The sequence below is a fragment of the Providencia alcalifaciens genome (genome assembly GCF_020271745.1).
GTDB lineage: Bacteria > Pseudomonadota > Gammaproteobacteria > Enterobacterales > Enterobacteriaceae > Providencia > Providencia alcalifaciens_B.
The window spans coordinates 1532624-1546639 of sequence record NZ_CP084296.1 but is presented as its reverse complement, the minus strand read 5'-3'; the positions used below and the strand labels follow the sequence as shown (position 1 = coordinate 1546639).

Below are 14016 nucleotides of genomic sequence, written 5' to 3'. Positions count from 1 at the left end.
ACTATAGCAATGAATTTCTGTTGCTTCCAGCCAACGAAAACAGAAAGGGCATTTTGCCCTCTCTGATAACTTCGCCCTCTACCACAGCATCAAAAATCCCCGTGGCGGCGCTCCACCAGCGTTAAAATACTGTATAGCGCCACGATATCGTTGTGCTGATTAAACACTTGGACATCCCACTCGATAACTCCATTAGGCTTATCTTCGGCTTTTTTCTGCACCTTTTTGATCTTTTTCTTGCACGTTAAGCGCACTTGGATGGTATCGCCAATTTTTACTGGCTCGATAAACCTTAAGTTTTCCATCCCATAGTTCGCGATAACAGGCCCGACTCCCGCATCCACAAACAGCCCTGCTGCTGCCGATACCACAAAATAACCGTGGGCGATGCGCTCACCAAACATGGATTGCTCGGCGCCGAGTTTATCCACATGCACATAGAAATTATCCCCGCTAAGGCAGGCAAAATTGACAATATCCGCTTCAGTCACCGTGCGTCTCGCGGTCAGTAACGTGTCGCCAATCACTAACTCTTCGAAATATTTACGGAACGGATGCACCACATCGGCAATAGCCTCAGCCCCGCGCATCCACTGTTTGCTAATTGCGGTCAACATGGATGGGCTGCCTTGCAATGCCGTGCGCTGCATATAATGTTTTACGGCTCGCAAGCCACCTAATTCCTCTCCGCCACCCGCTCGCCCAGGTCCACCATGAACCAACATCGGCAATGGAGAGCCATGCCCCGTGGACTCTTTCGATGCCGCTTCATCCAGAATAAACATCCGCCCATGCGCCCGTGCCGTTGCACGGATCACCGTTTGCGCTACTTGGCTATCGGCAGTCACCAGCGAACCGACTAAGCTTCCGCCTCCTAGCGCCGCCAATTGCACCGCTTGCTCTAGCCCGTCATAGCTCATTAATGTCGCCACAGGACCAAACGCTTCGGTTTCGTGTACCGCTTGATGCACAAATGGCTCGGCACAGTACAGCAATGTCGGCGGGAAAAATGCCCCATTCTGGCTATCACCACCTACCACCTGCATATTGGCAAAGCTACCACCACATAAGCACTCGCAACCATTGGCGAGCAGATAATTGACTTTGCCCTGCACATCTTGGCGCTGTTCAAGGTTAATCAATGCCCCCATTCGAACCCCTTCGGCGGCAGGGTCGCCCACCGTGACATTCGAGATGCGTTTTAGGAGGGCATTTTTCACATTTTCCAACTGAGTTTTAGGGACGATAATTCGGCGAATTGCAGTACATTTTTGCCCCGCTTTTGTGGTCATTTCATTAACCACTTCTTTGATAAACAGCGCAAATTCAGGTTGTTCAGGCTGAACATCCGCACCTAAAATCGCGCAGTTTAATGAGTCCGCTTCCATGGTAAAAGGCACAGATTTTTGATTGATGCGCGGGTGAAATTTGAGTTTTTGTCCGGTTCCCGCTGAGCCTGTAAAGGTCACCACATCTTCAAAATCCAAGTGGTCGAACATATCCCCAACGCCGCCACAAATTAATTGAATCGCCCCTTCAGGAACCAATCCGCTCTCCACCATCAATTTCACCATCGCGTGAGTCAGTTGGGCGGATGCAGTGGCGGGTTTGATAATGGCAGGCATTCCCGCTAGCCACGTTGGCGCCAGTTTTTCTAGCATACCCCAGCACGGAAAGTTGAACGCATTGATGTGCAAAGCCACGCCACGGCGCGATGTTAAAATATGGCGGGCAACAAACTGCCCCTGTTTTGATAGCGGGATCATCTCGTCTTCTGACCACACGGTATCATCCGGCAGCTCACGGCTTGCCAGTCCCGCGTAGGAAAATAGAGTACCTATTCCCCCTTCGATATCTACCCAACTGTCTGATTTAGTAGCGCCTGTCTGAGCAGAAATGGCATATAACGCCTCTTTATGGGCAAGCAAATGTCTCGCAACCGCTTTGAGCATCTCTCCACGCTGTTGAAACGTTAATTTCCCTAGCGCCTCACCACCGACATCACGCCCATATTGCAAGCTTTGCGCTAACGGTAGCCCTTCAGAGGTCACGGCATAGAGTGCTTCATTAGTTAGCGCATGAAAAATCTGACGACCTTCCCCTGCTCCCATTGCCCACTTCCCCATAATGTAACTTGTTAAATGTTGCATGTTCCATCTCCAGAAAAACGACAAGAAACCATTTTTAGATTTTAAATATGTATCACATAAACAATCATAGATGCCAATCGAAATTTAACAAATAAAACACAATAGGGTTAATTTTAGCATTTACGGAAAGAACCACACAAAAAACGATGATTTTATCATGTTGATTTATATGAATATAATTTAATTACTTGTGAGGTGAATCGCAAAAACCCCACAAACAGCATTGATCTTATTGTTAAGTATTCCTAGCATTAATGTTAAATAAATGTGTTTCATATTTTTAAATAATCATAATTTTTATGAATCACTTTAACGGAAGGTAACAATGAACGAGCAAAATCAAATCTACTTCGATGCCAAAATCGAAGCTGACATCGCCATCGAGCCAAAAGATTGGATGCCCGATGCCTACCGACAAAACCTTATTCGCCAGATTGGGCAACACGCCCACTCTGAAGTGATTGGTATGCTGCCGGAAGCTAACTGGCTCACTCGCGCGCCAACCCTACGCCGTAAAGCCGTTCTGCTGGCAAAAATTCAAGATGAAGCAGGGCACGGTTTGTACCTCTACAGCGCCGCAGAGACATTGGGGTGCACTCGCCAAGACATCTACCAAAAGATGCTCGACGAAAAGATGAAATACTCCTCCATTTTCAACTATCCGACGCTCAACTGGGCAGATGTGGGCGTGATTGGCTGGCTGGTTGATGGTGCGGCGATTGTCAACCAAGTGGCGCTATGCCGCGCTTCTTACGGACCTTACGCCCGTGCGATGGTGAAAATCTGCAAAGAGGAGAGTTTTCATCAACGCCAAGGTTATGAAGCCGTCATGGCACTAGCAGAAGGCACTGACGAGCAAAAAGCCATGCTGCAAGACTCTATCAACCGTTTTTGGTGGCCAGTATTAATGATGTTTGGTCCGAATGATGCTGACTCCCCGCATAGCGCTCAAAGTATGGCGTGGAAAATCAAGCGCTTCAGTAATGACGAGCTGCGCCAGAAATTTGTGGATAACACCGTGCCGCAGGTGGAAGCCCTCGGCATGACTATCCCCGACCCTGATCTGTACTGGGATGATGCGTTGGGTCACTACCGTTTTGGTGAGATTGATTGGGAAGAGTTCTACCAAGTGATTAAAGGGCAAGGGATCTGCAACCAAGAACGCCTTGATGCGAAACGCAAAGGTTGGGAAGAAGGAGCTTGGGTGCGCGAAGGCGCAATGGCTCACAGTCAAAAACAAAAAGCCATTAAATCCGCGGCTTAGCCATCAAGAAGGAAAGACGATGAACAATCAAGATTGGCCACTGTATGAAGTGTTTGTTCGCAGTAAACAAGGTTTAGCCCATCGCCATGTGGGAAGTTTGCACGCCGCCGATGACCAAATGGCGCTGGAAAATGCTCGCGATGCCTACACTCGCCGTAGCGAGGGTTGCTCCATTTGGGTCGTCAAAGCCGCCCATTTAGTCGCGTCTCAACCTGATGAAAAAGATCAATTTTTTGACCCAGCGGACAGCAAGGTTTACCGCCACCCAACCTTTTACACCATCCCCGATGGCATCAAAAACATGTAAGGAGCTTGAAATGACCGAAAAACAACAGCTCCAACATTATGTGTTACGCCTCGGAGACACCCCACTGATTCTGGCACAGCGCCTGTGTGAGTGGTGCGGTCACGCTCCAGAAATAGAAATCGACCTTGCACTGTCTAACATCGGCTTAGATTTACTGGGACAAGCGCGCAATTTCCTCAGCTATGCCGCACAACTCAAAGGCGCGGGTTACAACGAAGACAAGCTGGCTTATCTGCGTGATGAGCGTGAATTCAGCAATTTGCTGCTTGTTGAGCAACCAAATGATGGCTTCAACGATACCCTCGTACGCCAGTTTTTTATCGATGCCTACCATGTGCCTCTGTACAGCGCACTCACTCAAAGCCGTGACCCACAGCTCGCCGCCATTGCCGAAAAATCCCTCAAAGAAGCTTTATACCACCTGCGTTTTAGTCGTGGCTGGATGATCCGATTAGGGGATGGCACCGCACTGAGCCAGCAGAAATTGCAGCAATCTATCAACCAGTTATGGCGCTTTACCGGTGAATTGTTCCATGCCGATGAAATTGAAATGGCATTAAGCGAAGCAGGCATTGCCGTTGACCCGCGTACGCTGCGCGATGTTTGGCTGCAAACTGTGAGCGAGACCTTTGAAGAAGCCACTCTCAGCCTACCTGAGCAAGCAGCTTATCGATTAGGCGGCAAACAAGGCAGCCACACCGAGCACCTCGGTTTAATTCTCACGCAGCTGCAATTTGTGCAACGCGCTTATCCAAATAGCCAGTGGTGATAGTGATGGAACAGAGAATGCAACTTCAATCCCCCGATATTCATCAGATCTGGCAGCAGCTTCAGCAGATCCCAGACCCTGAATTGCCGGCTCTGTCTATTACTGATCTTGGTATGGTGCGCCATGTGAAGCCGACCGAGCAAGGCTGGCAAATTGGGTTTACCCCAACCTATTCAGGCTGCCCCGCCACCGAATTTTTAATCAATGAAATCAAAACGGTTCTCGATAGCGCCGGTTTCTCGCCTGTGGATGTGGAAGTGGTATTAACCCCCGCATGGACCACGGACTGGATGAACCAAGATGCCAAAAGGCGCTTACGTGAATTTGGCATTGCGCCCCCTCAAGGCACCGCCTGTGAGCATCCTGAACATACTGGGGCAATTTGTTGTCCGCGTTGTGACAGCGAACAGACGGAAAAAATTAGCGAGTTTGGCTCTACCGCCTGCAAAGCGCTGTATCGCTGCAATGAATGCTTAGAACCGTTTGATTACTTTAAATGTATTTAAGGGCACACTCATGACTGTCTTTCACCGTTTAAGTATTGCCGCTATTGACCGCGACACACCCGATGCCGTGGCGGTCACCTTTCATATTCCTGAATCGCTGCAAGCGCAGTATCGTTACCGCCCAGGTCAACATTTAACGCTGAAAGCCGCGATTAATGGCGAAAATCTTCGTCGCTGCTACTCCATTTGTAGCGCCCCCGATGAAAACGGGCTAAAAATTGGCGTCAAGGCTATCTACGAAGGGCGATTTTCTAACTTTATCAACCAACAGCTAAATGTTGGAGATAGCTTAGACGTGATGATCCCCCAAGGGCAATTTGGCTACCAACCCGATAGCCAGCAACAAGGGCACTATTTAGCCTTGGCCGCAGGCTCCGGCATTACCCCGCTGTTATCCATCATTAAAGCCACGTTGCAAACCGAGCCAAATAGCCGCTTTGTGCTGATTTACGGTAATCGCAATAGCCGCTCAGTGATGTTCAAAGAAGCCATCGCTGACTTAAAAAACCGCTTTGCCACCCGTTTTCAAGTGCTGTATCTGTTTAGCCAAGAGCCGCAAGAAAGCGCGTTGCTCAGTGGGCGTCTTGATGCGCAACAACTCAGCGCCTTAGGGAAATCCCTACTCAATTTTAGCCAATTCGACCGCGCTTTTATTTGTGGTCCAGAGTCCATGATGGATGAAGTCCAAGAAACCTTAGTTCATCACGGCATGGCCCAAGAGCGCGTCCACACAGAGCGCTTTAATACCTCGGGCGCGAAATTCAAACCGACCATTGCCACCAGCGAAAGCCGCCAAGTCACCCTTCAGTTAGATGGGCGCACCCTAAATATCGATATGGATGGGCAAGATGACAGCATCCTCGATGCCGCACTGCGCCAAGGGGCTGACCTGCCTTACGCCTGTAAAGGCGGTGTTTGCGCCACCTGCAAATGCAAATTGCGCTCGGGGGAGGTTGAAATGGGGGTGAACTACAGCCTCGAACCTGACCAAATTGCCGCCGGTTATATCCTCAGTTGCCAAGCATGGCCTAAAGGGGATGGCGTGGTATTGGACTTTGATGTGTAGGGATGAACAATGGAAAATAATTGGATTTTATCTCAGCAACATCACCGCGTTCTGACACTGACGCTTAATCGCCCCGATGTGCGCAACGCACTGAGTACCCCGTGCCTTGAATTACTGGTTAAGCATCTTGAACATGCGCAAACTGACGACAATATCGGCGCTATCGTCATCACCGGCAACCCGCGTTTCTTTGCGGCAGGGGCTGATCTTAAAGAGCTTCAGCAGCAAACCGTTTCCAGCGCTATCACGGATAAACGCCCCCAAATTTGGCGTCGTTTTGCGCAAATCAGCAAGCCGATTATTTGTGCCGCCAATGGCTACGCGTTAGGGGCAGGGTTCGAATTGCTGCTCGCCAGCGACATCATTATTGCGGGGGAATCCGCTCGCTTTGGTCTACCGGAAATTACCCTTGGAATGATCCCCGGTGCGGGCGGCACTCAGCGCCTTATTCGTGCCGTGGGCAAATCCCTTGCCATGCAGATGGTACTCACCGGAGAAACTATCAGCGCTGAGCAAGCCCAACAAGCCGGATTGGTCAGTGAAGTGTGCGTGGACGCTCTCACTCTTGAACGCGCTCAAGCCATCGCCAAACGCATTGCAGGACATGGGCCTTTAGCCGTAAATGCCGCCAAAGCTGCACTAGTGAGTGCCCAAGAAACTCACCTGACCGAAGGCTTAAAGCTGGAACGCCAGTATTTTGTCAGCCTTGCGGGGACAGAGGATCGCCAAGAAGGGATCGCCGCCTTTTTCGAAAAACGATCCCCTCAATTTACAGGACGCTAATCATGATAAATGACACCGCTCTCACCGAAGAGATGATCCTTACTACACTGGAAAATGGGGTGCTCACGATTACCTTAAACCGCCCGGACCGCCTAAATAGCTTTAACGATGAGATGCATCGCCAACTGAGCGCCGCAATCAAAATCGCCGAGCGTGATGAAACCGTCCGCTGCTTAGTGATCACCGGCGCAGGTCGTGGATTCTGTGCGGGGCAAGATCTTAACGATCGTAATGTTGCCGTCGGATCCGAAGCCCCTGATCTGGGCTTTTCCGTTGAAACTTACTACAACCCGCTGATCCGCCGTTTAATCGCATTACCCAAACCGATTATTTGTGCCGTGAACGGCGTTGCCGCAGGCGCGGGAGCAGCGATTGCGCTTGCAGGAGATATTGTTATCGCGGCGAAAAGCGCCAGTTTTATTCAATCATTCTGCCGCCTTGGGCTAGTGCCTGACTCGGGCGGAAGCTGGTTTTTACCGCAATTAGTCGGTCGTGCCCGTGCCATGGGTATGGCGATGCTAGGGGATAAAATCAGCGCGGAACAAGCATTGCAGTGGGGCATGATTTGGCAAGTCACGGAAAATGACCAACTCGCCACCACCGTGGGCAACCTCGCGAAACACCTTGCGACTCAACCGACCTATGGGTTGGGGCTGATCAAAAAAGCCATTCACAGTGCCGCCACCAATACCCTTGATGAGCAGCTTAATTTAGAGCGCGATTTACAGCGCTTAGGCGGGCGCAGCCATGATTATCGCGAAGGCGTCGATGCGTTTTTAAATAAGCGCGAACCGACGTTCCAAGGGAAATAACCATGACAACCTCACTACACACTTTACCTTTACAAAATGTCGCGGTTATTGGCGCGGGCACCATGGGCATTGGGATTGCGCAAGTCGCTGCCAGTGCAGGTCTACAAGTGCACATTTTTGATGTGAACGCCCAAGTGTTGCAGCAATCTTTAGCGACACTCACCACCCGTTTACGCAAACGCGTTGAGCAAGGAAAAGCCGACGCCAAAAGCACAGAAGAAACCCTTGCTCGTCTCCATGTAGCCGACAGTCTTTCTGCCCTTGCTGACGCCGATTTAGTGATTGAAGCGGTAGCAGAGAAACTTGCCATTAAGCAGGCTATTTTCAGTGAACTTGAAGGCATTTGCCGCGAAATCACGATTTTTGCCAGCAACACCTCATCATTATCTATCACGGCAATTGCTAGCGTACTCAAGCATCCGGAGCGTATGGCTGGATTGCACTTTTTTAACCCTGCCCCCGTGATGAAGTTGGTGGAAGTGATCCGCGGACTCGAAACCGCAGAGCACGTGGTTGAAACCCTAAAAACCCTGACACGGGCATTCAATAAAATTCCGGTGATTTGCCGCTCGACACCAGGCTTTATTGTTAATCGCGTAGCAAGGCCTTTTTATGCGGAAACCTTACGCGCACTGGAAGAGCAAGTGGGCAACCCCGCCACATTAGACAGCGTGATGCGTGATGCCGGGGGCTTTTCCATGGGGCCTTTGCAGCTGACGGATTTAATCGGGCATGACATTAATTACGCCGTGACGGAATCCATGTTTCAAGCATTTGGCTATGATCCGCGCTTCCAAACCGCCTTTGCGCAATTGGCGCTAGTACAAGCCGGGCACTTAGGACGTAAATCGGGTCGTGGATTTTATGATTACGCCACCGATAATCATAATGATCATAATAAACTCGCATTTCAGGTCGATGTCGCGCCTGCTGCAACGAAGTCTCGCCAACTCGACATCAAAGCCTATGGAAATTGGCAAATATTTCCTGAACTTAAGCAACTCTTACAGCAAAACGGGATCTGCCTCGAAGAAGCTGAACAAAAAATGCGCCAGTCCCCCTCACTGGTTGTTAACGACGTTATTATTATGTTAACAAATGGTGAAATGACATCCACCCTTGCGCAAAAACTTGATAAGCCCGTAGTGCAATTTGATTTATCCGCCAACTACGTTGCGGCAACCGCTATCGCTATCAGTTGCGCAGTACAAAATAGCCACCAGCAAAACCAAGATGCGATTGCCTTTTTTCAGTCCCTCGGCAAGCAAGTGATTGTGCTACCGGACTACCCTGCACTGTTAACCCTGCGCACCGTTGCCATGTTGTGCAATGAGGCTTTGGATGTGGTGAATACAGGTATCGCAAGCGCTCAAGATACTGATCTGGCGATGTGTTTCGGCGTGAATTATCCGAAAGGGCCATTAGCATGGGGCGCGCAAATCGGTTGGTCACATATTTTGCACACCCTTGAACATTTAACCGATTTCTATGGGGACACGCGCTATCGCCCCAACCCATTACTGCGCCAGCTTGCTGCCGGTTTTCAATCACTCTCATTGGAGGCATTGCCATGAATTCACTGCCCAACATTAATTCACTGCCCAACATCACCCTCGCCCAGCAAGCGGCCCATGCCATGTACCGCGATGATACTTGCGCCAAAGCCATGGGCATGGTGATTGAAGATGTGGCAGAAGGCTATGCGCAACTCACCATGGTGGTTACACCCAATATGCTTAACGGACACAAAACCTGCCACGGCGGGCAGTTGTTTAGTCTGGCAGATACCGCGTTTGCCTATGCCTGCAACAGCCAAGGTTATGCCGCCGTCGCCTCTATGTGCTCTATCGATTTTCTGCGCCCCGGTTTTGAAGGGGATGTACTGACTGCCACCGCCAAAATGCAGCACCAAGGTAAACGCAGCGGGCTGTATGAAGTCGAGATCATCAACCAAGATGGCAAGCCACTGGCGCTGTTTCAAGGTCGTTCCCACCGTTTAGGTCACCGTTTAGTTGGAGAAGCCTCATGAATGACGCCTATATTTGCGATGGTATTCGCACCCCGATTGGTCGCTATGGCGGCGCGTTATCCTCACTGCGTCCCGATGACCTTTCTGCGGTCACCCTTAAAGCATTGATGGCACGTAACCCACAACTGGACTGGACGCTGACCGATGACATTATCCTCGGTTGCGCCAACCAAGCGGGAGAAGATAACCGTAACGTCGCACGAATGGCGGGATTACTGTCTGGCTTGCCGATTTCAGTCTCCGGCACCACCATCAATCGCCTGTGTGGCTCCGGCTTAGATGCCATCGCCCTTGCCGCTCGCAGCATCAAAGCTGGGGAATCAGGATTGATGATTGCCGGTGGTGTGGAATCCATGAGCCGAGCCCCGTTCGTAATGGGGAAACAAGATTCTGCCTTTTCTCGCCAAGCACAAATTTTTGATACCACCATTGGCTGGCGGTTTATCAACCCATTAATGGAGCAGCAATTCTCCACCGACTCCATGCCAGAAACCGCCGAAAACGTGGCGCACACCTACAATATCAGCCGCGAAGACCAAGATGCTTTTGCCCTGCGCAGCCAACAACGCACCGAATCGGCTCGCCTTAAAGGTATCTTTGCCGAAGAGATTGTTCCCGTCACCGTGACATTGCGCAAAACACAGCAGCAAGTCACGGAAGATGAACACCCACGCCCTGAAACCACGCACGAACAGCTGCAAAAACTGAAAACACCGTTTCGTGAAAATGGCAGTGTCACCGCAGGCAATGCTTCAGGGGTCAATGATGGCGCCGCTGCTTTGATTATCGCCTCCGAAGCGGTTACCAAGCAGCAAGGGTTAACCCCGCGAGCGCGAGTGATTGCCACTGCCACCTGTGGCGTCGAGCCGCGTTTAATGGGTATCGGCCCTCTGCCTGCCACTCAAAAAGTGTTGAAAATGGCAGGGCTGACTATCGAACAGATGGATGTGATTGAACTGAATGAAGCTTTTGCCGCTCAAGCACTGGCTGTACTACGGGGCTTAGGTCTGCCAGATGACGCCCCACAGGTTAACCCCAATGGTGGGGCTATCTCCTTAGGGCATCCGCTGGGTATGAGCGGGTCTCGCTTGGTGATTTCCGCCATGAATGAACTGCACCGCAAGCAAGGTCGCTACGGGTTATGCACCATGTGCATCGGTGTGGGTCAAGGTATTGCAATGATTATTGAACGAGTCTGAATAACAAAACTGCCTGACTTCCCCTACACCTGCTCAGGCAAGTATCAATAATAATAAGGATTGGCAATTATGAGCATGACACAACACGATAATATCGACCCGATCGAGTTTGCTTCTCGCGATGAAATCGAGGCACTGCAATTCTCGCGAATGAAGTGGACACTCACTCACGCATACGAAAATGTGCCAATGTACCGCAAAAAATTCGATGCCGTGGGCGTACATCCTGACGATTTTAAACAGCTTAGCGACATCGAAAAATTTCCCTATACCACTAAGCAGGATTTACGTGAAAACTACCCATTCGACACTTTTGCCGTGCCAATGGATCAAATTATCCGTATTCACGCCTCTTCAGGCACCACTGGGCGCCCGACGGTAGTCGGCTATACCCAACAAGATATTGATAACTGGGCGGATTTAATCGCTCGTAGCCTGCGCTCTGCGGGTGCCACCCGTGGGGATAAAGTCCACGTTGCTTACGGTTACGGGCTATTTACTGGCGGGCTCGGGGCGCACTATGGGGCTGAGCGTCTTGGCGCGGCAGTTATTCCCATGTCCGGCGGTCAAACCGAGAAACAAGCGCAGCTGATTGTTGATTTTAAGCCCGATATCATCATGGTGACGCCATCTTACTGCCTTAGTATCATCGACGAACTTGAGAAAATCATGGGCGGAGACGCTAGTAAGTGCTCACTAAGAATTGGTGTCTTTGGTGCAGAACCGTGGACAGAATCCCTCAGAACTGAAATTGAAACTCGCTTAGGGATCAAAGCCTTAGATATTTATGGTTTATCTGAAGTAATGGGACCTGGTGTTGCCATGGAGTGTGCAGACTCCGATGAAAGCGGCCCAACTATCTGGGAAGACCACTTTTACCCTGAAATTATCTGCCCAAATAGCCTAAAAACCCTCGGTCATGGAGAGCATGGTGAGTTAGTGTTCACTACTCTTACAAAAGAAGCTATGCCAGTGATCCGCTATCGAACCCGCGACCTTACTCACCTAAAATCCGGTGAAAATCGCCAGATGCGCAGCATCGGAAAAATCACGGGGCGCTCTGATGACATGATGATTATCCGTGGCGTTAACGTTTTCCCGTCTCAAATTGAAGAACAAATTATGCAATTCAAAGAGTTATCTCCACACTATCAACTGGAAATCGGTCGCCAAGGCAATATGGATAACCTCTCTGTTCGTGTTGAGCTCAAACACCCTGAACAACTGACTTTTGATGAGCGTTGTAATATCTGCCATAACCTCAAACACCGTATTAAATCCATGGTAGGCATTAGCACTCGAGTGAGCATCGTCAACTGTGGGGATATCCCTCGCTCACAAGGTAAAGCCCAACGGGTGATTGATACACGAATTGCTATTTAATCTTCAAGAATGAGGTGTATTCATGATGAAGACACCTCTCGGCTGGTTTTCTCAGATTGTTCACACTCTTTGGTATGCAAACAAGACAATCTTCTAGTTTTTGTCTAAGATTTGCCAAGTACCTGATACATAAATTTTAGGGATAAAAGCATAATGGAAACCAAACTCAGCCAATTTATACACGACGCGATTGAGAGCCAGCCTATCAGTGGAACTTCGCTTATCAGCTCCCTATATGGAGATGCCCTGCACCACCGTGGTGGCGAGGTTTGGTTAGGTAGCCTGACCAAATTGCTTGAGCCAATGGGCTTTTCCGACCGCTTTGTGCGCACTTCCGTGTTTCGTCTACAAAAAGAAAACTGGCTGGATGTCGAGAAAATAGGACGCCGCAGCTATTACCGCATTTCAGAGCGTGGACAAAACCGCTTTCGTCGAGCAGAAAGCAAGATTTACCTCAGCGAACAACCTGAATGGGATGGTGCATGGGATTTACTGCTGTTGGAAAGCGCGGATAAAGACGAAAAAATTCGCCTTAAAAAAGAGTTTGGTTGGCTCGGATTTGGGCAATTTAATAGCAGCTTGATGGCAGCACCAAGCCGAACACAAAGCGATATTCCCGCCTTACTTGGGGAGTTAAATGCCGCTGACCAAGTGATTTACTTCCGAGCCAACTATCCCTTTAATCGTTCCGAGAAGAAATTAAAAGAGTTGGTGTTCGATGCCTGGTCACTTCCTGAAATTTCAGACCATTATCATCAGTTTATTAACTTATTTCGCCCTGTGGCGTTATTACTGAAAGAGCATGGGGAACAGATGATTTCCCCTGAATTGTGTTTCCAGCTACGTCTATTACTGATCCATTTTTATCGCCGTGTAATCTTAAAAGACCCCTTACTCCCTGATGAACTACTGCCTGCACAGTGGGAAGGGCATATTGCGCGCCATTTATGCACCAATATTTACCAGCGTATCGACCAAGGCGCCACCCAGTACGTTACCAACTTGTGCGAAACCACCGTTGGGGAACTTCCACAACCCTCCAGCGCCTATTATCGACGTTTTGGTGGCATTCTTCGGGAGCAGGCAGCCGCATAATCATTTTACTAAAGGAACCTTTATGCCATTTTATCAAATTGACGGTATTACCCCTGTCGTCAGCCCTGAAAGTTTTGTTCACCCTACAGCGGTGATCATTGGCGATGTCGTGATTGGTAAGCGAGTTTATATTGGACCTAACGCTAGTTTACGTGGTGATTTTGGGCGACTGATTATTAAAGATGGGGCGAATGTACAGGATAACTGCGTGATGCACGGTTTTCCGCAATTCGATACCATCATTGAAGAAGATGGACATATCGGTCATGGTGCTATTTTGCACGGCTGCCACATTAAACGTAATGCACTGATCGGCATGAACAGCGTAATAATGGATGGCGCAGTCATCGGCGAAAACTCGATAGTCGGCGCTTGCGCGTTTATCAAAGCAGATGCGCAATTTCCGGATAACAGTTTGATTGTCGGAATACCTGCCAAAGTGCTACGTAGCCTGTCAGAGCCAGAAATTGAATGGAAAAGCAAGGGCACTCTGGATTACCAAACCTTAGTCACCCGCTGCCTCAATACGTTCCAAGAAGTGACACCGCTGTCAGAAGAAGAACCTAACCGTCCGAAACTGGTTTTTGACGATATTGTTCCAAAGTCCAGACTGTAAAAATCATTCCGTAAAAATGAAGCCGTAAAAAAGCGCG

14 protein-coding genes are annotated in these 14016 nt (G+C 49.6%); 13 read left to right on the top strand and 1 reads right to left on the bottom strand.

Annotated elements, in window-relative coordinates; genetic code table 11:
• Window positions 1–89 precede the first annotated feature (89 nt).
• Complete coding sequence (paaZ, locus tag LDO51_RS07120; protein ID WP_225576881.1) at window positions 90–2150, bottom strand: phenylacetic acid degradation bifunctional protein PaaZ; 2061 nt, start codon at window positions 2148–2150, stop codon at window positions 90–92.
• 325 nt (window positions 2151–2475) lie between these two features.
• Between paaZ and paaA the strand changes: the two genes are divergently transcribed.
• The 13 genes from paaA (at window position 2476) to paaY (ending at window position 13979) form a co-directional block, all read left to right on the top strand.
• Window positions 2476–3414 carry a 1,2-phenylacetyl-CoA epoxidase subunit PaaA gene (gene paaA / locus LDO51_RS07115; RefSeq protein ID WP_225576880.1) on the top strand — a complete coding sequence of 313 codons (939 nt, stop codon included), beginning with the start codon at window positions 2476–2478 and terminating at the stop codon, window positions 3412–3414.
• A 19-nt stretch (window positions 3415–3433) separates the two neighbouring features.
• Window positions 3434–3721 (top strand): 1,2-phenylacetyl-CoA epoxidase subunit PaaB, encoded by a 288-nt coding sequence (gene paaB, locus LDO51_RS07110; RefSeq protein WP_036948387.1) that lies wholly within the window; start codon window positions 3434–3436, stop codon window positions 3719–3721.
• A gap of 10 nt (window positions 3722–3731) precedes the next feature.
• Entirely contained in the window at window positions 3732–4490 is a 759-nt protein-coding gene (gene paaC, locus LDO51_RS07105) for a 1,2-phenylacetyl-CoA epoxidase subunit PaaC (RefSeq protein WP_225576879.1), read from the top strand.
• Window positions 4491–4495: 5 nt separating this feature from the next.
• Complete coding sequence (paaD, locus tag LDO51_RS07100; protein WP_132496866.1) at window positions 4496–4996, top strand: 1,2-phenylacetyl-CoA epoxidase subunit PaaD; 501 nt, start codon at window positions 4496–4498, stop codon at window positions 4994–4996.
• A gap of 10 nt (window positions 4997–5006) precedes the next feature.
• Window positions 5007–6062: a 1,2-phenylacetyl-CoA epoxidase subunit PaaE gene (gene paaE / locus LDO51_RS07095; RefSeq protein WP_225576878.1), complete on the top strand. Its 1056-nt coding sequence runs from the start codon at window positions 5007–5009 to the stop codon at window positions 6060–6062.
• A 9-nt stretch (window positions 6063–6071) separates the two neighbouring features.
• The gene (gene paaF, locus LDO51_RS07090; RefSeq protein ID WP_225576877.1) at window positions 6072–6845 is read left to right on the top strand and encodes a 2,3-dehydroadipyl-CoA hydratase PaaF; all 774 of its coding nucleotides are present in this window, start codon (window positions 6072–6074) and stop codon (window positions 6843–6845) included.
• Between the two features lie 2 nt (window positions 6846–6847).
• On the top strand, window positions 6848–7657 hold the full coding sequence (gene paaG, locus LDO51_RS07085) for a 2-(1,2-epoxy-1,2-dihydrophenyl)acetyl-CoA isomerase PaaG (protein ID WP_225576876.1): 810 nt from the start codon (window positions 6848–6850) through the stop codon (window positions 7655–7657).
• A 2-nt stretch (window positions 7658–7659) separates the two neighbouring features.
• Complete coding sequence (locus LDO51_RS07080; protein WP_225576875.1) at window positions 7660–9231, top strand: 3-hydroxyacyl-CoA dehydrogenase; 1572 nt, start codon at window positions 7660–7662, stop codon at window positions 9229–9231.
• The gene (paaI, locus tag LDO51_RS07075; RefSeq protein WP_423810963.1) at window positions 9228–9686 is read left to right on the top strand and encodes a hydroxyphenylacetyl-CoA thioesterase PaaI; all 459 of its coding nucleotides are present in this window, start codon (window positions 9228–9230) and stop codon (window positions 9684–9686) included. The genes LDO51_RS07080 and paaI overlap by 4 nt, the downstream gene beginning before the upstream one ends.
• The gene (gene pcaF / locus LDO51_RS07070; RefSeq protein ID WP_225576874.1) at window positions 9683–10885 is read left to right on the top strand and encodes a 3-oxoadipyl-CoA thiolase; all 1203 of its coding nucleotides are present in this window, start codon (window positions 9683–9685) and stop codon (window positions 10883–10885) included. The genes paaI and pcaF overlap by 4 nt, the downstream gene beginning before the upstream one ends.
• Window positions 10886–10954: 69 nt before the next feature.
• The gene (gene paaK, locus LDO51_RS07065; RefSeq protein WP_225576873.1) at window positions 10955–12268 is read left to right on the top strand and encodes a phenylacetate--CoA ligase PaaK; all 1314 of its coding nucleotides are present in this window, start codon (window positions 10955–10957) and stop codon (window positions 12266–12268) included.
• A gap of 153 nt (window positions 12269–12421) precedes the next feature.
• Window positions 12422–13363: a phenylacetic acid degradation operon negative regulatory protein PaaX gene (gene paaX / locus LDO51_RS07060; protein ID WP_225576872.1), complete on the top strand. Its 942-nt coding sequence runs from the start codon at window positions 12422–12424 to the stop codon at window positions 13361–13363.
• A gap of 22 nt (window positions 13364–13385) precedes the next feature.
• Window positions 13386–13979: a phenylacetic acid degradation protein PaaY gene (gene paaY / locus LDO51_RS07055; protein WP_225576871.1), complete on the top strand. Its 594-nt coding sequence runs from the start codon at window positions 13386–13388 to the stop codon at window positions 13977–13979.
• The last annotated feature ends 37 nt before the right edge of the window (window positions 13980–14016 follow it).